The organism is Nonomuraea sp. NPDC059023 (assembly GCF_042740095.1).
In the GTDB taxonomy this organism is placed as follows: Bacteria; Actinomycetota; Actinomycetes; order Streptosporangiales; family Streptosporangiaceae; genus Nonomuraea.
In genome coordinates, this window is sequence record NZ_JBHYIO010000007.1 from 62,833 (window position 1) to 85,199 (window position 22,367).

The following is a 22,367-nucleotide window of genomic DNA, read 5'->3' on the forward strand; positions in this document are numbered from 1 at the left end:
CTATGCAGGTTGGAGAGAGGTGGGGTGGCCGTCTTTGAGTTCCAGGCGTGAGCCCTGGAAGGCGGCCCGCATGCGGCGGTCGTGGGTGACGATCACCAAGGCGCCCTCGTAGACGGACAGGGCCTCCTCCAGTTGTTCCACGAGGAGGGGGGAGAGGTGGTTGGTGGGCTCGTCCAGGAGGAGCAGGTCGACGGGCCGGCTGACCAGGCGGGCGACGTCGATGCGGCGGCGCTGGCCGTACGACAGCTGACCCACCCGCAACCGCAGGTCCGCGGGACGGAACAGTCCCAAGGACAGCAGCGCGTCGGCGTGCTCGTCCATGCTGCCCGGCCGCCCCTCGGCGAACGCGCCCAGCACGGTCCGATCCATCCGGCGCGGCCGGTCCTCCTGGCGCAGGTACCCCACGCGGGGCGGGCGCTTGACCGTCCCGGTGTCGGGTACCAGCTCGCCGGCCAGCACCTGCATGAGCGTGCTCTTGCCCGCCCCGTTGGGCCCGGTGACCAGTAGCCGCTCGCCGGGCAGGATCCGCAGGAAGCCCAGCCTGAGCCGCTCCCCCACCCGAACCCCACCAAGCTCCACCAACCCAGCCCGCTCCACCCCACCAACCTGACCGGACCCGGCCATCTGATCCGACCCGGCTGCCGGGGCGGACCCGGCCGCCGGGTCCCTGCCAGCCGCGTGTTTCGGTCCAGACGCCCCATCCCGGTCCGGCCCAGACGCGTGTCTCGGGCCAGACGCCCCATCCAGGTCCGGCCCAGACACGGACGGCCGGTCCGGCCCAGCCGCTGGCATGCCGTTCGTCGGTGCTCGGCCCGGTCGGGTCGCGGGGACTCGGTCGGGACTGGTCGGGGAGAGGTGGGTGGGGGTGAAGCGGAGGGGGGCCGGTGGGGGTGGGACGGGGTGGGTGCGGAGCCAGTCCAGGCGTTGGTTGGACTGGCGGATGCGGCTCATCGCGCCATGTGCCCGGGAGCGGGCGCGCCAGGCGCCGGTGCCCATGCCGGCCTTGGCGACCTTGCGGGGGATGGCGCCGAGGCGGGAGGCGTTGGCGTCGACGAGGGTGGCGTGGCGGGCCAGCTCGTTCTTCCACTCCTCGTGCTCCAGCGCCCATGCCGCCCGCTCGGCCGCCTTCGCGGTGAGGTAGCCGGTGTAGCCGTTGCCGTAGCGGCGTACCTGGGACTGGTCGACCTCCAGGATCGTGGAGGTGATCCGGTCCAGGAACACCCGGTCGTGGGTGATGGCCACGACCGTGCCGCGGTGGGCGCGCAGGTGCTCTTCGAGCCAGGTGACGGCCTGGTCGTCCAGGTCGTTGGTGGGTTCGTCGAGCAGGAGCAGCTCGGGGGCCGCGGCGAGGGTGGCGGCCAGGGCGAGACGGGAGCGTTCGCCGCCGGACAGGGTGTCCAGCGGGCGTTCCCGATCCAGCCCCGGGAGCCCCAGCCCATGCAGAGCCACCTCCACCCACGCATCGGCCTCGTACCCGCCCCGCGCCTCAAAAGCCGCCACCAGCTCCCCATAGGCAGCCAGCTCCACCTCCAGCTCGGCCACAGCCATCCCTGCGGTGGTGGTATCGGTCCCACGTGTCCCAGCACCCTGATCACCGGTTACGGCCGCGCCCGCGGACCCGGCACCGGCAGCCCCAGCACCCGTGGCCGACGTGGCCGTGGCTGTGTCGTTGGCAGAGGACAAAGAGCCGGTGGGCGAGGAGCCGGCAGCCCCAGCACCCGTGGCCGACGTGGCCGTGGCGGTGTCGTTGGCAGAGGACAAAGAGCCGGTGGGCGAGGAGCCGGTAGTCCCGGCACCCGTGGGCGGGGTCGCCGTGGGCGGGGTGGCGGTGGTGGTCGTGGGGGTAGTTCCTGTGGGCGGGGTGACCGAGGTGGCGGTGGCCGTGGGCGGGGTGGTGGTGGTCGTGGGTGAGGTGGGCGTGGGTGTGTTGTCGGTCGAGGTTGTGGGGGTGGGGTCGGCGTTGGCCAGGCGGGTTTCGGCTGTGCGGATGCGGGCCTCCAGGGCGCGGAGGTCGCGGAGGGCCCAGTCGATGGCGTCGCTCACCGTGGATCCGGCGGGCAGGTCGAGTGCCTGGGGCAGGTACCCGATGCCGCCGGGCGCCACGACGGTGAGTTCGCCGTTGTCGGGCGGCTCGGCCCCCGCGATCAGCCGCAGCAACGTGGACTTGCCCGACCCGTTGTCCCCGATGACGCCGACCTTCTCGCCGGGCTTCACGGTGAAGGTCACCCGGTCAAGGACGACGCGGTCTTCGTAACGCTTGGTGATGTCTGAGAGCGATAGTTGGGTAGCGCGCATAAAGCAGCCACCTCCGATTCTCGGCACAAATGCCGCATCGAAAACGAACGGATCGATGGCGGTACGGATCGCGGAGCAGCGCTCTACGCGTCCGGTGCGAGAATCACAGGGAACCCATGCGGATTAGGTTGGGGTGGATGGGGCGATATGTCAAGCCCTAATCATGGGGCCCGGCGTTCGGTGAGGATGGTGGTCGCGGCGCGCTGGACCGCCGCCGCCTTGGTCACGTAGTCGAGGATCAGCTCCAACTGCTCGTCCGTGTACGCGTCGTACAGATCAGCCAGTCCCCGCATCAACGGCTCGAACACCTCGATCGCCTCGGCACTCGCCCCGGACAGCTGCTCCGGGTTGATCTCGACGATGATCCGGCGCCGGTCCTTGAGGTCGCGGATGCGGCGTACCATCCACTTCGCCTCCAGCCGGTCCACCAGCCCGCTCACGGAGGCCGGAGCCAGACCGGTGTGCTGCGACAGTTCGCCCGCGGTCAGCGGCCCGAAGCGTTGTAGCAGGTCAAGGGCCTTCCACTCGGTCACTCCGAGGCCGAGCAGCCCGCTCATGACGGTGTGGTACATGACCGCGGCGTTGCTGCTCTCCCGCCCCGCGTCGCCGAGCGCCTGGAGAAGATTCTTTCGGTGTTCCGAAATATCTCTGGACACACCGTCTCCCATCGTCATATATTTCGTTCGACCGAACGAAAGGTTATCACGATGAAGGCTCTCATCACAGGGTGCGGGATCGGCGGACCGGCGACCGCGATGGCACTGCGGAAGGCGGGCATCGAGGCCGAGATCTTCGAGGCCTACGGCGCGACGGCGGAGGGCGTCGGCTCGTTCCTGAACGTCGCCTCCAACGGCCTGTCCGCCCTGCGCGTCCTCGACACGCACCGCGAGGTCATGGCCGCCGGAATCCCGACCCCGCGCATGGTCATGACCAGCGGCTCCGGCAAACGCCTCGGCGAGGTCGCCAACGGCTTGGCCCTCGACGACGGCACCGTCAGCCACACGATCCTGCGCTCCGACCTCTACCGCATCGTGCGCGACCAGGCCACCGCGCGCGGCATCAAGATCCGGTACGGCAAGCGCCTCGTCTCCCTGGACGACACCGGCGACCAGGTCGTGGCCCACTTCGACGACGGTACGCAGGCGACCGGAGACATCCTGATCTCGGCCGAAGGCGTGCACTCACGCACCCGCACCCTCCTCGACCCGAACGCCCCGGCGCCCCGCTACTCCGGCCTGTACAGCTTCGGCGGGATCACCACCTTCCCCGGCCTGACCGGCGAACCGGGCACGTACCACATGATCTTCGGCAAGAAGGCGTTCTTCGGCTACACGGTGGCGGCCTCGGGTGAGATCTGGTGGTTCGCGAACCTGCCGCGCGAGGAGGGCGACGTGCCCGCCGACTGGCGGCCGCTGCTCGTCGACGCCTTCCGCCACGACGGCAACCGCACCGCCGACCTCCTGCGCGAGAGCCCGATCGGGGACGGCTTCCCGGTGTACGACCTGCCGCCCGTCCCCACCTGGCACAAGGGCAGAGTCGTACTGACCGGCGACGCCGCGCACGCCACCTCGCCCAGCGCCGGACAGGGCGCCTCGCAGGCCATCGAGGACGCGATCGTGCTGGCCCGCTGCCTGCGTGACGCCCCCGACCACAGCGCCGCGTTCGCCGCGTTCGAGGCCGAGCGCCGCGAGCGGGCCGAGCGGGTGGTGTCGTACTCGCGGACCATCAGCAACAGCAAGGCCGCGGGGCCGGTGGGGCGGGTGTTCCGCGACCTGATGATGCCGTTGTTCCTGAAGAAGACGGCCAGCCAGGAGTCACTTTCCTGGCTGTACCGCCACCACGTCTCCTTGTGACGGGTCAGCCCATGGTGGACAGGGCGGCGACGGCCTGGGTGACCGACTGGGCTCCGGCGGGCAGGAGCGGCAGCCGTACCTCCGCGGTGGGGATCAGCCCGCGCTCGTGCAGCACCCCCTTGATCACCGCGGGGTTGGGCTCGGCGAAGAGCGCCGCGGACAGGCGCGCGAGCCGGTGTCCGAGCGAGCGCCCGAGTACGGCGTCCCCCGACTCCCAAGCCTCCACCAACGCGACGAACCGGTCCGTGGCCAGATGCGCGGAGGCCAGGATGCCGCCCGAGGCTCCCAGCGCGAGCAGCGGCGAGATGAACGCGTCGTCCCCGCCCAGCACCTCGAACCCGGTCGGCAGATCGGCCAGCAGGTCGACGGCGTCCTGGTCGATGCCGCCCACCGCGTACTTGACCCCGGCGATCATCGGGTGCGCGCCCAGTTGCCGCAGCGTGGCGGCGCAGACCGGCTGACCGGTCCGGTAGGGAATGTGGTAGATCACCAGCGGCACCGGCGACGCCTCGGCCAGCGCCTCGAAGTGCGCGATCACCCCGCGCTCCGACGGGCGCAGGAAGTACGGCACCGGCACCAGCGCCGCCGTCACCCCGGACGGCAACGCGCGCAGGGCGGCGATCGTCGAGCGGGTGTCGTTGCCGGAAACGCCCACGATCAGCGGAACATCCCGCTCACCGGCGACCCGCACACAGTTCCCGATCACCGCGGCGCGCTCCTCGGCGCTCAACATCGCGACCTCGCCGGTCGTGCCGAGCGCCACGAGCCCGCTCGCGCCCTGGTCGAGCACGTGGTGCGCGAGCTTCTCGAACGCCTCCAGATCGACCTGATCGCCCGCGGTGAAGGGCGTGATCAGCGGTACGTAGATTCCTCTCAGCATGCTCCGAGCGTGCGGCACGATCATTGATTAGGTCCAGCGCCGATTCCTACCGTCGAGCTTAAGCTTGTCTTATGCTCGACCCCCGCAAGCTCCACCTGCTGCGCGAACTCGCCCAGCGCGGCACCATCGCCGCCGTCGCCGAAGCCGCCAACTTCACCCCGTCGGCCGTGTCCCAGCAGCTCAGCGCCCTGGAACGGGAGGCCGGGCTGCCCCTGCTCGAACGCACCGGCCGCACGGTCAGCCTGACCCCGGCGGCCCAGGTGCTGGTGACGCACGCGCATGCCGTACTGGAAGAGCTGGAGCGGGCGACGGCGGCGCTCGCCGCGCTCAGCGGCGGGCCGGGCGGGCCGCTGCGGATCGGCGCGTTCCCGTCGGCGGCCAGGGTGCTGCTGCCGCGCGCGCTCGCCGAACTCGCGGCGGGCCACCCGGCGCTGGAGCCGATGGTGTCGGAGATCGACCCGGCGGACGTGTCGGCCGCGCTGCGGGCGGGCGAGCTGGACGTGGCGCTGGTGCACGAATACGACTTCGTGCCGCCTGTCGTGGATCTGGGGATCTGCGCCGAGCCGTTGTTCGAGGAGCCGATGTACCTCACCGACCGGCCCTCGATCCGGGACGCCCGCGACGACCCGTGGATCATGAGCAAACCGGGCACGCTCTGCCACACGATGGCGATCCGGGCGTGCCAGGCGGCCGGGTTCGAGCCACACGTACGGCACCACGTGGACGACTTCGACACCGTCCTCGCCTTCGCCGCCGCGGGTCAGGGCGTCGCGCTGGTGCCCGGCCTGGCCGCGCAGGCGCCGCCGCCGGGCGTGCGCCTGACCCCGCTGCCGCTGTCGCGTCGCACGCTCGTCGCCTTCCGCAAGGGGTACGGCCGGCACCCCGCGATCCTCGCCGCCGTGGCCGCGTTCAAGAGCGCGGTCACCCGCGGAGAACGGCGTCCATGACGGCGGCGGCGCTCGGCTGCCCGAAGTCGTTGTACTCGCCGGCCGCGATCGCCACGACCAGGTCCTCGCCCGGCACGACGAAGAGCCGCTGCCCCCCGTTCCCGAACCCGCCGAACCACCCGTCGCCCAGGTACCACTGATACCCGTACCCCGACCCGTCCTCCCGCGTGACGTGCCGCGTGAGCGACCGCGTGATCCACTCCCCGGGCACGACTCCCCGCCCGCCCTCCAGCACAACCTGCCCCAGGGCCGCCAGATCGCGCGGCGCCAGGCGCAGGCCGGAGGCGGCCGAGACCGTGCCGTCCTCACCCGCCATCCACTCGAACGAGATCCCGAGCGGATCGAACAACGTGTCGCGGGCGAAGGCGTCCAGGGTGGTGCCGACGCCCTTGGCGATCAGCCGGCCGATCAGGGCGGAGGCGCCGCCGCAGTAGTCCCAGCGGGTGCCGGGCTCCTCGACGACCGGGCGTTCCAGGATGTAGCGATAGCGGTCCGGCGCCATCTCCATGGCGATCTCGCTGTTGGCCGGGCTGGTGTAGGGGACGCTCTCATCCCATTCGAGGCCCAGCGTCATGGTCAGCGCGTGGCCGATCGTGTGGTTTCGCTTGGACGCGGCCAGGTCAGGGTACTCGGGGAAGGCGGCCATCAGCGGCTCGTCCGGATCGGGCACCATGCCCTTGCCCAGGGCGATGCCGTACACCAGAGCCGTGATGCTCTTCGTCACCGACCTGATGTCGTGCGGGGTGTCGCGGTCGAAGACCACGGTGCCGATCGAATCGTTCCACTTGAAGTCCTCGCCCTGGCCATAGCGCTCAAGGACCGTCTCGCCACCACGCACCACCACGAGCCCGTGCAGGCCGGGCGCGCGACCGTCGCGGATGACCTGGTCGACTCGTTCAGCAAGTTCCGTCATAGGGCATACCGTCCCATCTCACACGGTGTGAGAGTCAAGGCCGGTCGTGGTGGCACACCGCCTCCAGCATGATCCCCGCCGGATCCAGCCAGAACGTCGCGTAGTAGGGCGGCGGATATTCAGGGAAATTTCGGGGCTTCTGGAGGATCTGGCATTCCATCCCGATGGCCCAGTCATGCGCGGCTCGTACCGCCGACCGGCTCTTGACCATGAAGGCCAGATGTTGCAGCCCGGTCTGGTGCCTGCTGTAGGCGCTCTCCGTGACCGCCGGATAGAAGAAGAGGTACGCGCCCGGTTTGCCCCCCGCCGGACGGAAAGCGAACTGATCGGCCATATCCAGGTACTTTTCGAAGCCCAGCAATGGCATCAGCGCGTCATAGTAGGTCCGCGCGCTTTCGAGGTCGGGAACGTTGACTCCGATATGACCGATCATCGGTAGATCATGGCCTATTTGGTGCGCAGCGCGTGGAGTGTTTCGTCGGCCCATTCGATCGTCGCGCGGGTCTGGGCCAGGCCGAGGCGCAGCGCGTACTTGCCGAACTTGGGATTCTCCGCGACCGGCGGCAGGCATTTCAGTTCGTCCAGGCGTTTCTGCGCACGCGCCTTGACTCGCTCGACTGCCGCGATGGCCTCGTCCGTGTCGAGAATCGGCAGGAGAAACGCCTGCAAAGCCGTCTCGCTGCGGACGGTCGTGGCCGGCTCGCGATCGGCCAGCCACTCGCGCAGTTGCCGCGCCCCCTCGTCCGCGATCGTGTAGATCTTGCGCCCTCGCGCGCCCTCGGCCTCGACCGCCAGGAGCCCGTCACCGGCCATCCTCACCAGTTCCGGATAGATCTGGGTGTGTCCGGCCTGCCAGACATGGTTGAGCGAACCCTCGAACAGTTTGGCCAGGTCGTAACCGCTCGCCGGGCCCTTGGCGGCCAGCAGGCCGAGCAACGCGATCCGCAGGGACATGCTCCGGAGCATACCCAAGACTTGACATGTAAAGACTTACATATGAATCTTCACAGGTGCGGACTGACATAAAGCCCCAGAGCACCACCCTCCTCGTGGCCGCCGCGCTCGGCGGGATGTTCATCGCGATGCTGGACCAGACGATCGTGGGCACCGCTTTGCCCCGCATCACCCTGGAACTGGGCGGATCCGACCTCTACACCTGGGTCGTGACCGCCTACTTGCTCACCTCGACGGTGACGATGCCCCTGTACGGCAGGCTGTCCGACCAATACGGCAGAAAACCGCTGTTGCTGATCGGCATGGTCATCTTCGTCCTCGGCTCGGCCCTGTGCGGCCTCGCGCAGGACATGACCCAGCTCATCGCGTTCCGCGCGATCCAGGGCCTGGGCGCCGGCGCGCTGGTCCCGTTGTCGCTCGCGCTGGCGCTCAGCCTGTTCCCGCCCACCCAGGGCGGCAGCCGGGTGCAGGGGGCCATCGGCGGCGTCATGGCGCTGAGCTACCTGGCCGGGCCGTTCCTCGGCGGGCTGTTCACCGACCACGCGACCTGGCGCTGGGCCTTCTACGTCAACGTGCCGATCGGCCTGGTGCTGCTCGCCGTCGTCGCGCGCAGCCTGCCCCACCAGCCCGGCACCGGCCGCGAACGCCCCGACTACCTGGGCATCGCGATCTTCAGCCTGGCCATCGGCGCGCTGCTGATCGGCCTGACCGAAAAGGGCATCGACGGCAACACCTGGACCAGCCTGCCGGTGCTGGGGCCGATCGGGCTCGCGCTGGTGCTGCTCGCCGTCTTCGTCCTCGTGGAACGGCGGGCCGCCTCGCCGGTCATGCCCATGCACCTGTTCGCCGGCCGCAGCTACACGCTGGTCAACGTGACCTCGTTCTTCACCGCGTTCGTCATGTACACCGGCGTCGTGTTCCTGCCCCGCTACTTCCAGGAGGCGCTCGGCGAGGACGCGACCACCTCCGGCCTGCGCATCTACCCGCTGATGCTCGGCATGCTGGCGGGCAGCTGGATCATGGGCGTTCTCATGGCCAGGACCGGCGTCTACAAGCCGTGGCTCGTCGCCGCGCCCGCCCTGATGATCGTCGGCACGCTCCTCTGCCTGAACCTGACCGTCCACACCCCGAACTGGCTGCTCATCGTCTGGATGTCGCTGATCGGGCTCGGCATGGGCCCCATGCTGTCCGGCCTGACGGTCGCCGCCCAGGCCTCCGTCGCACCCCAGTACCTCGGCACCGCCTCGGCCAACCTGAACTTCTTCCGCCACATCGGCGGCTCCGTCGCCCTGGCCCTGGCCGGAACCACCTACACCTCCGTCCTGACCGAGCAGGCCCCGCTCCACGGCCTGCCCGCCGCCCACGCCTCCGCCGCCGCCCTGATCATCCCCGTCCTGGGAGTGGCCGGCGCCCTGGTCGCCCTGCTGGCCCTGATCGCCCTCCCCAACACCCGCCTCGCCCTCCCGTGAGGCTGGTGGGTCTCCTGAGAAAAAACTCAGCGTCTCTCAGGTACGGCACAGCCACAGCGACGCAGTCTGGAGGTATGGATCAGTTGCTGCGAAACCCGGCGATCGTCAACGGCCTCCGCAAGGTGGAAACGCGCGTAGCGCGACTGAGCGGCTCCTCGGCGCTGCCGGGGATCAACGCCGGTGCCTCCCGTGTGATCAACTCCGGCGGCAAACGCCTGAGACCCGCGCTGACGCTCGCCACGGCGATGGCGTTGGGCAAGACCCCCGACAGAAGGGTCATCACCGCGGCGGCCTGCGTGGAACTGATCCACGCGGGCTCACTGGTTCACGACGACCTGATGGACCGCGCGACGCAACGCCGGGGCGCGGCGACGCTCAACGCCGACCTGGGCGACGGCAAGGCCCTGGTCATCGGGGACTTCATGCTGGCCAGAGCGGGCCTGGCCGCGATCACCTCGGTCTCGCGCCCGGTCGCCGAAGTGCTGGCGGCCACGGTGGTGGAGCTGGCCGAAGGCCAGTACCTGGAGACGACGGACCTGTTCAACCCGCACCGCACCGAGGCCGGCGCCCTGCGCTCGATCACCGGCAAGACCGCGGCGCTCTTCCGCGCCAGTTGCCTGGTGGCCGCCGTCTGCGCGCAGGCCTCCCCGGAGGACCGGGCGAGGATGGCCGCGTACGGCGAGCGGTTCGGCCTGATCTTCCAGATCCTCGACGACCTCCTCGACCTGACCGCCACCAGCGAGCAACTCGGCAAACCCGCGGGCAACGATCTCAAGCAGGGCGTCTACAGCCTCCCGCTAATCCTCGCAAAAGCGAACTTCCTCACAAACGGCGATATATCACTACAAAGGGGAATTTCGGATGAGCAAGTAGCCGAGATCCTCACCAGGCTCCGCCAGACCAAGATGATCGAGACGACCATCGAATACTGCCGCGGACTGGCCGCCGACGCCCTCGCCGCACTCCCCGAGATCGGCAACCACGAGATCGCCGGAATCCTCTACTCTCTGCCCACCTCATACATCGACACAATCATCAGAACCATCAACCGACCTGCACTGACATCCACGAGTTGAGATTTGTTGGAATGATTGGCAGGAAAGCCAGTCAAATTCCAGAAACTGTGCTCATACTGGATTCACCGGGCCATCCAGGAGCACGCTGATGCGGAAGTCATCCCCCTCACCGGGGCCGCTCGAAGCGACCCACTTCCTCCAACTCGCCGCCGTGGACTTCAGCGGCATCTACCAGGTCCACCTGGCCGCGAAGGAAGAACGGCTCAAGATGACCAGGCTCGCGATGAGCCTGTTGTCGGTGCCGTTCCTCGCCACGATCGCGCTGACCAGTGCCAAGGTCGTCAATCCCCATGATCTGACGACCTGGCAGACCGTTCCCCCGTACCTCTTCGCGCTGGTGGCCGCCTTCGGCCTGCTGGGGGTGCTGCCGTTCCTGCGGCTCATCGAAGCGGTCAACGCGCACGGCAGGACGGCCAGGGCCATCAACAACTTCCGCCTGCTGTACACGGCACAGTTGAAGGACGAGCTCGACTGGACACCCAACCTGCCCGTCGACCCGCGCTTCCCGGAGACCTACGCGCCGCTGACCTGGCCGGGCATCAACGTGATGATGATGGCCCTGGTCAACTCGGCGTACCTGACGGTCGGGGTGACCGGGCTGTCCAGGACGTACCCGAACCTGCTCCTGCTGCTGACCAGCATCCTGCTCGTCGCCCTGGTGCACTACTCGATCTACTACGTGCGTTGCAACGTGACAAGACGCCGCCGGCTCCCCCACAACCCCTACAAGTTCCCGAATATGGAGACGTAAATGGACAGCCCAGTGCAATGGGCGTCATGTGGGGAGGCGTGGATCGGCCTGATCCGCCATGTCTGGATATCCGGCGTCCCGGCCGACGACGACCGCGGCCCCGTCATCGAAGGCCCGCCCGTGCTGGTCGAGATCACCCGCCCGCGCCCCGCCGACCCCATCGTCGAGCGGTACGGCGACGCCGCCAAGCTGGCCCTCTACACCAGGAAATTCACCGAAGACACGATCGTGGAGCCGTTCAAATACAGCTATGGCGCCCGTATCAAGGGCCAGTTGACCTGGGCGGCGGAGTTGCTGCGGGCCAGGCCGTACAGCAAGAGCGGCTGGATCTCCCTGACCACCCCAGGCGAGCCGTACGACTCGGTCCCCTGCCTGACCGGCCTCGCCTTCCGGGCAAGAGACGACCGCCTGCTGATGACCGCCACCTTCCGCTCCCAGAACGCCTTCACCAGCTACCTGAACTACCTCCCGCTCGCGGACGTCCAGGCCGAGATGGCGCGGAATCTCGGCCTGGACCAGGGCCCGATGCGCGTGTTCGTGGACGTCCCCCACCTCTACCTCGCCGACGCCGGCGCCGCCCTCCGCGTCATGCGCCCCGCCCTCCCCCGCCTCCTCTGACCCCAGCCCACCCGCGACTCAAAGCCCGCACGCTGCAGACTCACCGCTTGCCGGCCTCCACCATCCGGGTGGCGAACCATGGCCCGCCGTACCAGAACCGCCAGCCGAGGTCGCGCCGGCGTACGTCGGAGGCGCCGAGGCCGCGCAGGACCGCCTCGTACTCCTCGGTGCGCTGGAAGTCGGCGATCAGCAGCCGGCCGCCCGGCGCGAGCACGCGGTAGGCCTCGCGCACGGCCTCGGCGCGCCCTCCGGCGGTGCCGATGTTGTGGATCGCGAGGCTGGAGACGACCGTGTCGAAGCTGTCGCTGACGAACGGCAGCGCCCGCATGTCGCCGGTGACCAGTTCGATCCGGTCGGCGACGCCTTCCGCCTCGGCGTTGGCCAGGGTGGCGGCGGCGTGGTTGCCCGACTGGTCCTTGGCGCGCCACAGGTCGAGGCCGGTCGCGTACCCCTTGGACAGCCGTCGCGCGGCGGCCATGAGCACCGCGCCGCGCCCGCAGCCGAGGTCGAGCACGCGTTCGCCGCCGTCGAGGTCGTCGAGCTCCCCCGCCCAGATCTCGAACTTTCCCCGGCGTGTGGTGTACGCGTAGCTGAACGCGCTGGCCAGGGTATATAGACCTCCGAGGAGGAAGGCGAGGCCGGCGGGGAGCACGTCGTAGGCGAAGGAGACGATCGTGAGAGCCAGCAGCACAACGGCTCCCACGACCAGTCCCGCGAAGGGCAGCGGCGCGTCGAATCCATATTTTCCACGTCTCACACTCACGTTATATCGCAAGTTTCCGTTGCCGTGAATTGACGCGCCACAACCCGGATTTTGTCCCAATCATCCCTAAACCGTTACTAATCTGAGACGGATCTGCTCGAAACGGGGGTTGGCAGGGGATGGCAGCCAGAGATCGCGAATTCAGCCTCGGCGCCAGCATCGCGCTGACCTTCGGCTCGGCCTTGCTGTGGGGCGTGGCCCACCTGGCCACCGGCCGGCGGCGTACCGGCCTGGCGCTGATGGCCGTCTACGCGCTGCTGCTCGCCTCCGTGCTGACCGTGATCACCGTCCTGGGCAGCCATCTGCTGTCGCTGGCGGTCCAGCCGAGCTGGCTGACCACCCTGACGATCACGCTGATCGCGATCGCCGTCGCCTGGTCCACGGTGATCATCTGGTCCTATGCCCTGGTACGGCCGGCCGCCTCCGACACCGCCGCCCGCAAGGCCACCACGATCCTGGCCGTCGTCCTGTGCGTCCTGGTCGTCGCCCCGACCGCCTACGCCGCCCGCCTGGCCTATGTCTCGCGCGACGTGGTCACCAGCCTGTTCAACAACACGAACACCGCCCCCGTCGTCGCCGCCGACCCCTGGAGCGGGGCCGACCGGGTCAACATCCTGCTCATCGGCGCCGACGCCGCCGCCAACCGGCCGGGCGTGCGTACCGACAGCATGACCGTGGCCAGCGTGGACGTGGCCACCGGCGCCGCCACCCTGCTCGGCCTGCCGCGCAACCTGGAGAACGTGCCGCTGCCCGCCGGCCCGGCCCGCCAGCGCTTCCCCTATGGCTTCACCGGCGAGCCGCCGTACACGCCCGGCCTGCTCAACGAGGTCTTCCAGTACGCCGAGGACTACCCCGAGATGACCCCAGGCGTGCACAAGGGCCAGCGCGGCCCGGCCCTGCTCAAGCAGACGATCAGCGGCATCCTCGGCATCCCGGTCACCTACTACGCGATGGTCGACATGTATGGCTTCGCCCAGATCGTCGATGCGATGGGCGGGGTCAAGGTCACCATCAAGGAACCCATCGTCTACGGCAAGTACCGCGAGGGCCTGCTGCCCGCCGGCACCCGCAAGCTCTCCGGCGAGGAAGCGCTCTGGTACGGCCGCTCGCGCACCGACAGCGACGACTACGTCCGCATGGGCCGCCAGAAGTGCCTGCTCAACGCGGTCGCCAAGCAGGCCGACCCGATGACCGTGCTCAACAGCTTCGAGAGCCTGGCCACCGCCACCAAGCGGGCCATCTCCACCGACATCCCGCAGAGCCTGCTGCCCGCCCTGGTCGACCTGGCGCAGAAGGTCAAGGACACCAGGATCCGCAGCCTCAGCTTCGTGCCGCCGCTGATCAGCACCGCCTACCCCGACTGGCAGCTGATCAGGCGGAAGGTCGAGCAGGCGCTGGCCGAGCGCCCGGCGAACAAGACCGCCACCGCCCCCGGCGAGCGGCCGACGCCCACGCCCACGCCCACGCAGGAACCGAGCGCCGACCGCCCGATCGCCCTCGACGAGACCTGCGGTTAGTCCACGACCAGGTCGAGGTTGTCGGCGTAGTAGGCGAGCGCGCGGCCGTACCCACCGGCCTGCTCGCCCTCGGACACCAGCTTCAGCAGGGAGCTCACCGCCTCGCGGTGGGCTCCCTTGTTGTGCAGCGCCATCGCGCGGAAGGCGCGCAACGCCGGATCGCCGGGGAACTCGGCCAGCCCGCGCTCCAGCGTCTCCAGCGCCTCGTCATAACGGCCGAGCACCCGCAGCGTGCTGCCGAACCCGGTGAACACCCCGATCCGGTCATCGGCCCGCAGTTCAAGCGCCTTCTCGTAGTACGGCACCGCCTCCTTCTCCAGGCCGAGCCGGTCGTGCGCGTAGGCCGTCTCCCGCGCCACGTCCGGATCACCCGGATACGCGGCCGACAACTCCAGCAGCGAAGCGCGTGCCTCCTCCAGCTTGCCCTCTCGGTTCAGTTCCGCGACTCGCGCCAAAGCTTCTTCTCTCATGGCCGCAGTGTGGCATGATGAGCCCACCCAAGAACGAAAACGGTTTTCAAAACCAAAGGGAGGCTCCGGCGTGCGCGTGGCATTCGTGGGGAAGGGCGGCAGCGGCAAGACCACCATGTCCGCGCTGTTCGCCAGATATGTGGCCGGCCAGGGCAGCCCGGTCGTCGCCGTCGACGCGGACATCAACCAGCACCTCGCGCTCGTGCTCGGCCTCGACACCCAGCCGGAGCCGCTCGGCGCCCGCCTCACCGAGATCAAGGACCTGCTGCGCGGCGACAACCCGCGCATCCCCTCGGCCGCGGCCATGGTCAAGACCACCCCGCCGGGGCGCGGCTCGCGGCTGCTGACGTTCGAGGACCTGCCCTACACGGTCCCGACGCCCGAGGGCCCGCGGCTCATGGTGACCGGCCCGTTCGGCGAGGAGGACCTCGGCGTCGCCTGCTACCACTCCAAGGTCGGCGCGGTCGAGCTCCTGCTCAATCACCTGGTGGACGAGGCCGGCGAGTACGTCGTGGTCGACATGACCGCCGGCGCCGACTCCTTCGCCTCCGGGCTGTTCACCCGTTTCGACCTGACCGTGCTCGTCGCCGAGCCGACCCGGCAGGGCGTCAGCGTCTACCGGCAGTACCGCGACTACGCCGCCGACTTCGAGGTGCCGATCGCGGTCGTCGGCAACAAGGTGCAGGACCCCGGCGACGTCGAGTTCCTGCGCGAGCACGTGGGCGACGACCTGCTGACCTGGATGGAGCACTCGCCGGCCGTGCGCGCGCTGGAGCAGGGGCGGCCGTTCGCGCTGGCCGATCTGGAGACCGGCAACCTCGACGCGCTGGCCGTACTGCTGAAGCAGCTCGACGCGCAGCCCAAGGACTGGGCGCGGTTCGGCCGTCAGACGGCCGAGTTCCACCTGCGCAACGCCCGCGCGTGGGGCAACGAGCGCACCGGCCTCGACCTCGCCACGCAGATCGACCCCGGCTTCGTGTACGGCCCTGCCGCGCTGGCCCAATAGACGACTGTCCCCCTCCCGCCATCTGGAGCCCTCCGGGGCTCTCACCTAGCGTCAGATAGATCCCTTTCTTCCATAGTGAGGAGACAGCATGTCGCTGACCGTTCCGAACGATCTGCTCGATCGGGCCCGTGCCGGGGAGGTCGACGACGCGGCCTTCGTCGCCTGCGTGCGCGACTCCCTGCCCTACGCCTGGTCGGTGATCAGCGAGCTGGTCCAGCAGCGTGGTCAGAGCGGCGCCGAGTTCGCCGACAACCAGGTACCGCCGCCGTCGGAGGAGGCGCGGGGACAGCTCCTGCGCTGCCTCGCCAGCGACTCGATGCGCGGCGCGCTGGAGCGCCACTTCGGGGTACGGCTCGCCTTCCAGAACTGCCACCGGGTCGCCGTCTTCGACCCGTCGGCCGAAAAGGCGCTCGCCGAGTTCGTGACCCCCAGGGCGCAGATCCTCAACCAGAAGCCGGAGCTGGTGGACTGCTAGCCGGCAGCGCGGGGCCCGGCGGTGTCGGCCGCCGGGCCCTCGGCAGCACCTCCCGCCCGAGGCGGCGGATGTTGTCCAGAGTCCGGTCCGGCCCGCCGCCCTCGACCATGAGGATGAGGTGGCGCAGGCCGGTGACCTCGGCGGTGCGCCGGATCCGCTCGACGCAGAGATCGGCGTCGCCGACCGGGTGCACCTGACTTAAGAAGTCCACATATTTCGGGATATCGCGGGGCGGGCGGGGCCGGCCGTCCACTGGCACGTATCCCGCCAAACCCGGCTCCAGCCAGCGCGGCATGGCCTCCTTGAGCTCCCTGACCGCCTGCTCGGTCGAGTCCCCCACGAACCCCACGGCGGCGGCCACGTGCCCGCCGACGCCGCCCGACAGCGCCGCGTGCTCGCGCAGCAGGCCCGCCTTCTCCTCGTCGCCGACGTGCATGCCCAGCAGCATCGGCAGCCCACGCTCGGCCGCCAGCGCCAGCGTCGCCCGCGACGTGCAGGCCACCACTGGCCGCATCCGGGCCGCCGGGACCATCTCCACCTCGCGGAAGCGGAAGAATTCCCCGTCGGCCGCGACCCGCTCCCCCGACATCGCCGCGCACAGCAGGTCGAGCGACTCGGCGAACCCGCGCTCGTAGCGCTCCACGCCGGTGCCGAGCACCTCCAGCTCCAGCCACGGCCCGCCGCGCCCGACCCCGAGCGTGAACCGGCCGCCGGACAGGTGGTGCAGCATCGCCGCCTGCTCGGCCAGCGCCACCGGGTGCCAGGCCGACAGCACGCTGACCGCCGTACCGACGCCGATGCGCCGGGTCCGGCCCAGGGCCAGCGCGGCGAGCGTGGTGGCCGACGGGCACACGCCGTACGACATGAAGTGATGTTCGGCGATCCACACGTCGTCGAACCCGGCCGCCTCGGCGGCCTCGATCCACTCCACGGCCTGGGCCAGCGCCTGACCGGCGTCCTGCCCGGGAAACTGGGCCGCGATCAGAAAGATCCCGATACGCACCCCTCAGATGCTAACCGGGTTGCGCTTCCTATTCTGGAGGTCTAGTATCCAGAATATGCGGATGAACGAGGGCGTCGAGTGGGCGCTGCACAGCTGCGTCAACATGACGTGGCTCGACCCAGAAGAGGCGGTCACGGCGAAGAAGCTCGCCGCCTTCTACGAGCTGCCCGCCGCCTACCTCAACAAACAGCTTCAGTCCCTGGTGAAGGCGGGCATCCTCACCTCGATCTCGGGCCCGCGCGGCGGCTTCAAGCTGGCCAGGCGGCCCGACCAGATCACGCTGCTCGACATCGTGACCGCGATCGAGGGTCGCGAGGACGCGTTCCGCTGCGAGGGCATCCTGCGCAAGGGGCCCGGCGGCCGTGACGACGTGGACTACCGCGCGCACTGCGAGGTCGCGGTGGCCATGCGGCAGGCCGACCTCGCCTGGCGCAAGTCGCTGGCGGGCAAGACGGTCGCCGACATCGCCGCGACCGTCCAGCGCAAGCATCCGCGCACCCGCGAGGGCACCCGTGCCCGCTTCGAGAGCCTGCGCACCTGAGCGGGCTTCTCCCGCGACCAAATTCTAGATATCAAACATCCAGGAAAGCGAGAATAACACATGAGCGCCCGCATCGAGATCGCCACCGCCGGGTACCAGGGCCTGCTGGCCGTCGAGGCCCACCTGCGCCGCTGCGACGTCCCCCAGAGCACCCTGGAACTGCTCCGCCTGCGGGTCAGCCAGATCAACGGCTGCGGCTACTGCGTCGACATGCACGCCCGCGACGCCAAGCGGGCCGGCGAGAGCGACGAGCGCCTCTGGTCCGTGGCCGCGTGGCGCGAGGCGCCGTACTACACCGACGAGGAGCGCGCCGCCCTGGCCCTGGCCGAGGCCGCCACCCGCCTGAGCGACAACCCGGCCGGCGTGCCCGACGACGTCTGGGACGCCGCCGCCGACCACTACACCGAAGAGCAGCTCGCCGCCCTGATCATGGCCATCGCCAACATCAACGCCTGGAACCGCATCAACGTCACCATCCGCAAGCCCGCTGGAGCGTAAGACCATGAACATCGAGAACTTCGACGGCCCGATCCTGCGCCCCGGCGACGCCGCGTTCGAGCAGGCCGCCAAGCCCTGGAACCTGGCGATCGAGCAGCCCGTCCTGGCCGTCGCCCACGCCGCGCACGCCGCCGACGTGGCCGCGCTGGTCCGCCACGCGGCAAGGAACGGCCTGACCGTCACCACCCAGCCGAGCGGCCACGGCGCCAGCGGCGACACCGAGGGCACGATCCTCCTGCGCACCTCCCGCCTCGACGAGGTCACCCTGGACGGCCGCGTGGCCAGGGTCGGCGCCGGCGTCAAGTGGGGCAGGCTCCTCGAAGCCGCCAGTCCCCTCGGGCTGACCGGCCTGGCCGGCAGCACCCCCGCCGTCAACGTGACCGCCTACACCCTCGGCGGCGGGCTGAGCTGGTTCAGCCGCATGTGGGGCTGGGCCGCCGACAGCGTGCGCGCCTTCGAGATCGTCGACGCCGAGGGCGCGCCGCGCCGGGTGAGCGCCGAGTCCGACCCCGACCTGTTCTGGGCGCTGCGCGGCGGTGGCGGCGACTTCGCGGTGGTGACCGCCCTGGAGATCGACCTGCACCCCGCCCCCCAGCTGTACGGCGGGCGGCTGCTCTGGCCGGCCGAGCGGGCCCCCGAGGTGCTGGAGGCGTTCCGGCGGGTGACGGCCGTGGCGCCGGACGAGCTGACCCTGTGGCTGGACCTGCTGCAGTTCCCCGGCGCCCCGCCGTTCGTGGCGCTCGACTCCACCTACCTCGGCCCGGAGCGGGAGGCCAAGGCGCTGCTCGCGCCGTTCGGCAGGATCGCCGGCCTGATCTCCGACAGCCACGCCGAGCTGCCCGTGCACGAGCTCGGCTCCATCGAGCAGGAGCCGACCGACCCGGGCCCCGGCCAGTCGCACGCCGAGCTGCTGCCGAGCCTGGAGCACGCGGCGGCGCTGCTGAGCGAGCCCATCGACCCGCTGCTCAGCGTGCAGATCCGGCACCTGGGCGGGGCGCTGGCCCGGCCGTCGGACAGCGCGGCGGGGGCGGTGGCCGATCCGTACCTGCTGTACATGTTCGGCATCCCGGGCACCGGTGACGTGGAGGGCAAGGAGATCGCGCTGGCCGCCGCGCTGGGCGGGGAGGGGCGCAAGCCGTACACCTTCCTGAAGCCCGGGGAGAAGGCGGCGCAGGCGTTCGGCGCGCGCGCCCACGAGCGGCTGCGGGAGATCAAGCGGCGGCGCGACCCCAACGGCGTCTTCCGCGCCAACTACCCGATCTAGCCGAACAGGGACTCCTGGCCCTCGAAGGCGAGCGGGTCGCGGTGGCGCTTCAGGTGGCGCCACTTCGGCAGGTCGTCGAGGTAGGACCAGGACAGGCGGTGGTGGGGCGTGGGACCGTGCTCGGCCAGCGCGGTCAGGTGGATGGGCGAGGGGTAGCCGGCGTTGTCGGCGAAGCCGTACTCGTCGCAGCCGATCGTGCCCATGTACGCGTCGCGGCGCACCTTGGCCAGCACCGAGGCCGCCGCCACCGAGACGCTCACCGCGTCCGCCTTGACCTCCAGGCGGACCGGCCAGGGCGGGCCGATGTAGTCGTGGGCGCCGTCGAGTATGACCGCGTCCGGGCGCACCGGCAGGGACTCGAGCGCCCGTCTGGCCGCCCGCGAAAGCGCCTCGGTCATGCCCAGCGTGTCGATCTCCGCGTGGGACGCCTCGCCGAAGCCGATGCCGGCGGCCCAGGACTCCAGGTCGCCGATGAGGCCCTCGCGGCGGCGCTGGGTGAGCTGCTTGGAGTCGGTCAGCCCCGCCGGCGGCTCGGACAGGTCGCTCACCACGGCGCAGACCGTGACGGGCCCCGCCCAGGCGCCCCTGCCGACCTCGTCCACGCCCGCGACCAGGCGGGTGCTGGGCAGGGCGAGCAGCTGCCGCTCGATGTCGTAGGTGGGCGCCATGCGGCAGAGGCTATCGCTCGGCCAGCCGCAACTGCTCCAGATCGGCCGCGATGTAGCGGGCGGCCACGTGGATGGCCCGCAGGGTCACCGACACCGACGGCCGGTGGACGCTGGACGTGCGGGCCACCGCGTGCACCTCCCGGCCGACCGGATCGCCGGGGAAGGTGCGCACCGCGATGCCGCGCACGCCCGCCGCCAGCGCCAGGGACGGGACCGCGGCGATCCCGATGCCCTTGGCCACCAGCGACAGGATCGTCCCGAGTCCCTCGAACTCCCACGGCGTGGGCTTGGTGCCGCCCACGTCGACGAACAGCCGGTCCACGGCCAGGCGGGACGGCTCGCCGTCCGGGGTCGCCATCCACGGCTCGTCACGCAGTTCCGCCAGGTCGAGGGGGATGTCGGGGTCGGCCAGCCGGTGCTTGCGCGGCACCACGAGCACCAGGGGGTCGTGCAGGAGGGGGAAGACCCGGGTGCTGTCGCTGTCGCGGGCTCTGCCGTACCAGTCGTCGATGAGCGCGATGTCGACCTCACCCGCCTGCACCTCGCGCATGCCGCGGCCCGAGCGGCTCTGCCCGAGCCGGAGCGACAGCTCGGTGTGGCGGCGCAGCGTACGGGCGAGCGCGGGCGCGAAGGCGACCGCGGCCGTCGGGAAGGCGGTCAGGACCACGCGCCCGGTGGGGCTGCCCGCCTGGGCGGAAAGGTCGGATTCGGCCTCCTCGACCATGGCCAGGATGCGCTCGGCGTGGGCCACCAGACGGCGTCCGGCGTCGGTCAGCTCGGCGCTGCGCGCGGTCCGGTCGAGCAGCGCCGTACCGGTCTCCCGCTCAAGCGCGACGAGTTGCTGGGAGACCGCGGACGGGCTGTAACCGAGCGCCGTGGCGGTCGCGGCGATGCTGCCCCGGCGGGCGAACTCGCAGATCAAGGTCAGACGGCGCAGATCGAGCATCGGACTTCCTTATGCCTACCCACATGAAGCCTCGCTTGTACTTATGCCTCTATCCAACCACGCTGGGAACGTGACAAACATGACGGTTACCCTCTCCGCCACGCTGGCGGCCAACGAGGACATCGAGCGAAGACGGCGCGCCGGGGAACGCGTGCTCAATCTCGCTTTCGGCGAGGCGGGGCTGCCCGTCCACCCGGCGCTGCGCGACAAGCTGGTCGCCGCATCCGAGCGCAACGGCTACGGGCCGGTCGCGGGGGCGGCCGAGCTGCGCGAGGCGGCGGCGGGCTACTGGAACCGGCGGGGGCTGGCGACCGACCCCGACTACGTGGTGTGCGGGCCGGGCAGCAAGTCCCTCCTGTACGGCATGATCCTGGCGCTGGGCGGCGACATCGTGATGACCGCGCCGAGCTGGGTCAGCTACGCGGCCCAGGCCGACCTGGTCGGCGCCAAGCCCATCATGGTCCCGGCGCCCCCCGGCGAGGGTGGGGCGCCCGATCCCGACAAGCTCGTCTCAGCGGTGCTGCACGCGCGCACCCAGGGCAGGACCGTACGGTCGCTGCTGGTGACGCTGCCCGACAACCCCACCGGGCGGCTCGCGTCGCCGCGGACCATCCACCGGCTGGTGGAGGTCGCCCGCGAGCTCGACCTGGTCATCATCTCCGACGAGATCTACCGGGATCTGCTGCACGACACGGCGCTGCCGTACACCTCTCCGGCCGACCTCGCGCCCGAGCGGACGGTCATCACGACGGGGCTGAGCAAGAGCCTGGCGCTGGGCGGCTGGCGGATCGGCGTGGCACGGCTGCCGGACGGCGCGAGCCAGTTGCGCAGGCAGTTGCTCGCGGTGGCCAGCGAGATCTGGTCGGCGCCCGCCGCGCCGGTCCAGGACGCCGCGGCCTACGCCTTCACCGAGCCACCTGAGCTGGTGGAACGCGTCAACCAGAGCAGGCGCCTGCACGCCAAGGTGTCGCGGGCGGTCTACGACCGGTTCGTCGAGGCCGGCTGCGCGGTGGCGAAGCCACAGGGCGGCTTCTACCTCTACCCGGACCTCGGCCATCTGCGGCTGGGCGGCTCCGCCGAGGTCACGCGGATCCTGCTCGACGAGCACGGGATCGGCGTCCTGCCCGGCCACGCCTTCGGGGACGACCCCTCGGCGGCGCGCGTACGGGTGGCCACGAGCCTTCTCTACGGGGAGAGCACCGAGGAGCGGCTGACCGCCCTCACCTCGGCCGACCCGCTGTGCCTGCCGTGGATCTCCGGCAGCCTCGACCACCTGCTCATGGGACTCAAAGAACTGTCGGTGCGGCGGCCACGTGAACGGCACCGCTCGCTGGTGTCACAGTTGGGCGAATCTTTGGGCTGATTCCCCAGGTTGACCTGCGAAAACACCCTGTTTTCCGCAACCCGCGAATGTTGACACGCGTCACGTGGTTACAGGTGGGCACAGCAGCCCTCATCAT

23 protein-coding genes and 2 pseudogenes are annotated in these 22,367 nt (G+C 70.2%); 13 read left to right on the top strand and 12 right to left on the bottom strand.

The annotated features are described in order from the left end of the window. From ACFWYW_RS14150 to ACFWYW_RS14160, 3 genes and pseudogenes are all read right to left on the bottom strand, one after another. Positions 1-1,536 (bottom strand): annotated as a pseudogene (locus ACFWYW_RS14150) (ATP-binding cassette domain-containing protein); the annotation flags it as partial. A gap of 429 nt (positions 1,537-1,965) precedes the next feature. Further along, positions 1,966-2,295 (bottom strand): annotated as a pseudogene (locus ACFWYW_RS14155) (ATP-binding cassette domain-containing protein); the annotation flags it as partial. Between the two features lie 161 nt (positions 2,296-2,456). Beyond that, positions 2,457-2,951 (bottom strand): MarR family winged helix-turn-helix transcriptional regulator, encoded by a 495-nt coding sequence (locus ACFWYW_RS14160; protein ID WP_379613213.1) that lies wholly within the window; start codon positions 2,949-2,951, stop codon positions 2,457-2,459. A 51-nt stretch (positions 2,952-3,002) separates the two neighbouring features. Here ACFWYW_RS14160 and ACFWYW_RS14165 point away from each other — a divergent pair, with 51 nt between their 5' ends. Continuing rightward, positions 3,003-4,148, top strand: a complete 1,146-nt coding sequence (locus tag ACFWYW_RS14165; protein ID WP_379613212.1) for an FAD-dependent monooxygenase — start codon at positions 3,003-3,005, stop codon at positions 4,146-4,148. A 4-nt stretch (positions 4,149-4,152) separates the two neighbouring features. Here ACFWYW_RS14165 and dapA read toward each other — a convergent pair whose 3' ends face one another. Continuing rightward, positions 4,153-5,028 (bottom strand): 4-hydroxy-tetrahydrodipicolinate synthase, encoded by an 876-nt coding sequence (dapA, locus tag ACFWYW_RS14170; protein ID WP_379613211.1) that lies wholly within the window; start codon positions 5,026-5,028, stop codon positions 4,153-4,155. 71 nt (positions 5,029-5,099) lie between these two features. On the opposite strand from dapA, the gene ACFWYW_RS14175 reads away from it, so the two are divergent. After that, the gene (locus ACFWYW_RS14175) at positions 5,100-5,975 is read left to right on the top strand and encodes a LysR family transcriptional regulator (protein WP_379613210.1); all 876 of its coding nucleotides are present in this window, start codon (positions 5,100-5,102) and stop codon (positions 5,973-5,975) included. On the opposite strand, the gene ACFWYW_RS14180 is transcribed toward ACFWYW_RS14175, so the two are convergent. The 3 genes from ACFWYW_RS14180 to ACFWYW_RS14190 are packed head-to-tail and all read right to left on the bottom strand — an operon-like array spanning position 5,950 to position 7,842. Further along, positions 5,950-6,888 (bottom strand): serine hydrolase domain-containing protein, encoded by a 939-nt coding sequence (locus ACFWYW_RS14180; protein WP_379613209.1) that lies wholly within the window; start codon positions 6,886-6,888, stop codon positions 5,950-5,952. The two genes, ACFWYW_RS14175 and ACFWYW_RS14180, sit on opposite strands and share 26 nt — an antisense overlap. Before the next feature lie 34 nt (positions 6,889-6,922). Next, positions 6,923-7,321, bottom strand: a complete 399-nt coding sequence (locus ACFWYW_RS14185) for a VOC family protein (RefSeq protein ID WP_379613208.1) — start codon at positions 7,319-7,321, stop codon at positions 6,923-6,925. A gap of 14 nt (positions 7,322-7,335) precedes the next feature. Beyond that, positions 7,336-7,842, bottom strand: a complete 507-nt coding sequence (locus tag ACFWYW_RS14190) for a PadR family transcriptional regulator (protein WP_379613207.1) — start codon at positions 7,840-7,842, stop codon at positions 7,336-7,338. Positions 7,843-7,898: 56 nt separating this feature from the next. On the opposite strand from ACFWYW_RS14190, the gene ACFWYW_RS14195 reads away from it, so the two are divergent. From ACFWYW_RS14195 to ACFWYW_RS14210, 4 genes are all read left to right on the top strand, one after another. After that, entirely contained in the window at positions 7,899-9,311 is a 1,413-nt protein-coding gene (locus tag ACFWYW_RS14195; RefSeq protein WP_379613206.1) for an MDR family MFS transporter, read from the top strand. A gap of 74 nt (positions 9,312-9,385) precedes the next feature. Continuing rightward, a complete protein-coding gene (locus ACFWYW_RS14200; protein ID WP_379613205.1) occupies positions 9,386-10,387 on the top strand; it encodes a polyprenyl synthetase family protein in 1,002 nt (333 codons plus the stop codon). Between the two features lie 88 nt (positions 10,388-10,475). Continuing rightward, positions 10,476-11,138: a hypothetical protein gene (locus tag ACFWYW_RS14205; RefSeq protein ID WP_379613204.1), complete on the top strand. Its 663-nt coding sequence runs from the start codon at positions 10,476-10,478 to the stop codon at positions 11,136-11,138. Beyond that, the gene (locus ACFWYW_RS14210; RefSeq protein WP_379613203.1) at positions 11,139-11,756 is read left to right on the top strand and encodes a hypothetical protein; all 618 of its coding nucleotides are present in this window, start codon (positions 11,139-11,141) and stop codon (positions 11,754-11,756) included. It abuts the gene before it with no gap. 40 nt (positions 11,757-11,796) lie between these two features. Here the strand turns inward: ACFWYW_RS14210 and ACFWYW_RS14215 are convergent, their stop codons facing one another. Continuing rightward, complete coding sequence (locus tag ACFWYW_RS14215) at positions 11,797-12,513, bottom strand: class I SAM-dependent methyltransferase (RefSeq protein WP_379613202.1); 717 nt, start codon at positions 12,511-12,513, stop codon at positions 11,797-11,799. A gap of 125 nt (positions 12,514-12,638) precedes the next feature. Between ACFWYW_RS14215 and ACFWYW_RS14220 the strand changes: the two genes are divergently transcribed. Then, complete coding sequence (locus ACFWYW_RS14220) at positions 12,639-14,036, top strand: LCP family protein (RefSeq protein ID WP_379613201.1); 1,398 nt, start codon at positions 12,639-12,641, stop codon at positions 14,034-14,036. On the opposite strand, the gene ACFWYW_RS14225 is transcribed toward ACFWYW_RS14220, so the two are convergent. Further along, positions 14,033-14,506, bottom strand: coding sequence for a tetratricopeptide repeat protein (locus ACFWYW_RS14225; RefSeq protein WP_379613200.1), 474 nt, complete (start codon positions 14,504-14,506; stop codon positions 14,033-14,035). The two genes, ACFWYW_RS14220 and ACFWYW_RS14225, sit on opposite strands and share 4 nt — an antisense overlap. A gap of 70 nt (positions 14,507-14,576) precedes the next feature. Here ACFWYW_RS14225 and ACFWYW_RS14230 point away from each other — a divergent pair, with 70 nt between their 5' ends. Further along, complete coding sequence (locus tag ACFWYW_RS14230) at positions 14,577-15,512, top strand: ATP-binding protein (RefSeq protein WP_379613199.1); 936 nt, start codon at positions 14,577-14,579, stop codon at positions 15,510-15,512. An 88-nt stretch (positions 15,513-15,600) separates the two neighbouring features. Continuing rightward, positions 15,601-15,987, top strand: a complete 387-nt coding sequence (locus ACFWYW_RS14235; protein WP_379613198.1) for an SCO5389 family protein — start codon at positions 15,601-15,603, stop codon at positions 15,985-15,987. On the opposite strand, the gene ACFWYW_RS14240 is transcribed toward ACFWYW_RS14235, so the two are convergent. Further along, positions 15,956-16,990, bottom strand: coding sequence for an LLM class flavin-dependent oxidoreductase (locus tag ACFWYW_RS14240; protein WP_379613197.1), 1,035 nt, complete (start codon positions 16,988-16,990; stop codon positions 15,956-15,958). The two genes, ACFWYW_RS14235 and ACFWYW_RS14240, sit on opposite strands and share 32 nt — an antisense overlap. A gap of 55 nt (positions 16,991-17,045) precedes the next feature. Here ACFWYW_RS14240 and ACFWYW_RS14245 point away from each other — a divergent pair, with 55 nt between their 5' ends. The 3 genes from ACFWYW_RS14245 to ACFWYW_RS14255 are packed head-to-tail and all read left to right on the top strand — an operon-like array spanning position 17,046 to position 19,293. After that, positions 17,046-17,531 (top strand): RrF2 family transcriptional regulator, encoded by a 486-nt coding sequence (locus tag ACFWYW_RS14245; protein WP_379613196.1) that lies wholly within the window; start codon positions 17,046-17,048, stop codon positions 17,529-17,531. Between the two features lie 60 nt (positions 17,532-17,591). Further along, positions 17,592-18,029: a carboxymuconolactone decarboxylase family protein gene (locus ACFWYW_RS14250; protein ID WP_379613195.1), complete on the top strand. Its 438-nt coding sequence runs from the start codon at positions 17,592-17,594 to the stop codon at positions 18,027-18,029. 4 nt (positions 18,030-18,033) lie between these two features. Continuing rightward, a complete protein-coding gene (locus ACFWYW_RS14255) occupies positions 18,034-19,293 on the top strand; it encodes an FAD-binding oxidoreductase (RefSeq protein ID WP_379613194.1) in 1,260 nt (419 codons plus the stop codon). Here the strand turns inward: ACFWYW_RS14255 and ACFWYW_RS14260 are convergent. Both ACFWYW_RS14260 and ACFWYW_RS14265 read right to left on the bottom strand, forming a co-directional pair. Beyond that, complete coding sequence (locus ACFWYW_RS14260) at positions 19,290-19,961, bottom strand: ribonuclease HII (protein ID WP_379613193.1); 672 nt, start codon at positions 19,959-19,961, stop codon at positions 19,290-19,292. The genes ACFWYW_RS14255 and ACFWYW_RS14260 overlap by 4 nt on opposite strands. 10 nt (positions 19,962-19,971) lie before the next feature. Continuing rightward, positions 19,972-20,907 (bottom strand): LysR family transcriptional regulator, encoded by a 936-nt coding sequence (locus ACFWYW_RS14265; protein ID WP_184959225.1) that lies wholly within the window; start codon positions 20,905-20,907, stop codon positions 19,972-19,974. A 79-nt stretch (positions 20,908-20,986) separates the two neighbouring features. Here ACFWYW_RS14265 and ACFWYW_RS14270 point away from each other — a divergent pair, with 79 nt between their 5' ends. After that, complete coding sequence (locus tag ACFWYW_RS14270) at positions 20,987-22,270, top strand: pyridoxal phosphate-dependent aminotransferase (protein ID WP_379613192.1); 1,284 nt, start codon at positions 20,987-20,989, stop codon at positions 22,268-22,270. Positions 22,271-22,367 lie beyond the last annotated feature (97 nt).

What these genes read in the sequence shown, in the direction of transcription:
- ACFWYW_RS14255 (WP_379613194.1), top strand. Translation starts at nt 18,034, where the DNA reads ATGAACATCGAGAACTTCGACGGCCCGATCCTGCGCCCCGGCGACGCC.
- ACFWYW_RS14270 (WP_379613192.1), top strand. Translation starts at nt 20,987, where the DNA reads ATGACGGTTACCCTCTCCGCCACGCTGGCGGCCAACGAGGACATCGAG.
- ACFWYW_RS14245 (WP_379613196.1), top strand. Translation starts at nt 17,046, where the DNA reads ATGCGGATGAACGAGGGCGTCGAGTGGGCGCTGCACAGCTGCGTCAAC.
- ACFWYW_RS14205 (WP_379613204.1), top strand. Translation starts at nt 10,476, where the DNA reads ATGCGGAAGTCATCCCCCTCACCGGGGCCGCTCGAAGCGACCCACTTC.
- ACFWYW_RS14260 (WP_379613193.1), bottom strand. Translation starts at nt 19,961, where the DNA reads ATGGCGCCCACCTACGACATCGAGCGGCAGCTGCTCGCCCTGCCCAGC.
- ACFWYW_RS14225 (WP_379613200.1), bottom strand. Translation starts at nt 14,506, where the DNA reads ATGAGAGAAGAAGCTTTGGCGCGAGTCGCGGAACTGAACCGAGAGGGC.
- ACFWYW_RS14220 (WP_379613201.1), top strand. Translation starts at nt 12,639, where the DNA reads ATGGCAGCCAGAGATCGCGAATTCAGCCTCGGCGCCAGCATCGCGCTG.
- ACFWYW_RS14185 (WP_379613208.1), bottom strand. Translation starts at nt 7,321, where the DNA reads ATGATCGGTCATATCGGAGTCAACGTTCCCGACCTCGAAAGCGCGCGG.
- dapA (WP_379613211.1), bottom strand. Translation starts at nt 5,028, where the DNA reads ATGCTGAGAGGAATCTACGTACCGCTGATCACGCCCTTCACCGCGGGC.
- ACFWYW_RS14190 (WP_379613207.1), bottom strand. Translation starts at nt 7,842, where the DNA reads ATGTCCCTGCGGATCGCGTTGCTCGGCCTGCTGGCCGCCAAGGGCCCG.
- ACFWYW_RS14265 (WP_184959225.1), bottom strand. Translation starts at nt 20,907, where the DNA reads ATGCTCGATCTGCGCCGTCTGACCTTGATCTGCGAGTTCGCCCGCCGG.
- ACFWYW_RS14200 (WP_379613205.1), top strand. Translation starts at nt 9,386, where the DNA reads ATGGATCAGTTGCTGCGAAACCCGGCGATCGTCAACGGCCTCCGCAAG.
- ACFWYW_RS14165 (WP_379613212.1), top strand. Translation starts at nt 3,003, where the DNA reads ATGAAGGCTCTCATCACAGGGTGCGGGATCGGCGGACCGGCGACCGCG.
- ACFWYW_RS14235 (WP_379613198.1), top strand. Translation starts at nt 15,601, where the DNA reads ATGTCGCTGACCGTTCCGAACGATCTGCTCGATCGGGCCCGTGCCGGG.
- ACFWYW_RS14250 (WP_379613195.1), top strand. Translation starts at nt 17,592, where the DNA reads ATGAGCGCCCGCATCGAGATCGCCACCGCCGGGTACCAGGGCCTGCTG.
- ACFWYW_RS14175 (WP_379613210.1), top strand. Translation starts at nt 5,100, where the DNA reads ATGCTCGACCCCCGCAAGCTCCACCTGCTGCGCGAACTCGCCCAGCGC.
- ACFWYW_RS14210 (WP_379613203.1), top strand. Translation starts at nt 11,139, where the DNA reads ATGGACAGCCCAGTGCAATGGGCGTCATGTGGGGAGGCGTGGATCGGC.
- ACFWYW_RS14180 (WP_379613209.1), bottom strand. Translation starts at nt 6,888, where the DNA reads ATGACGGAACTTGCTGAACGAGTCGACCAGGTCATCCGCGACGGTCGC.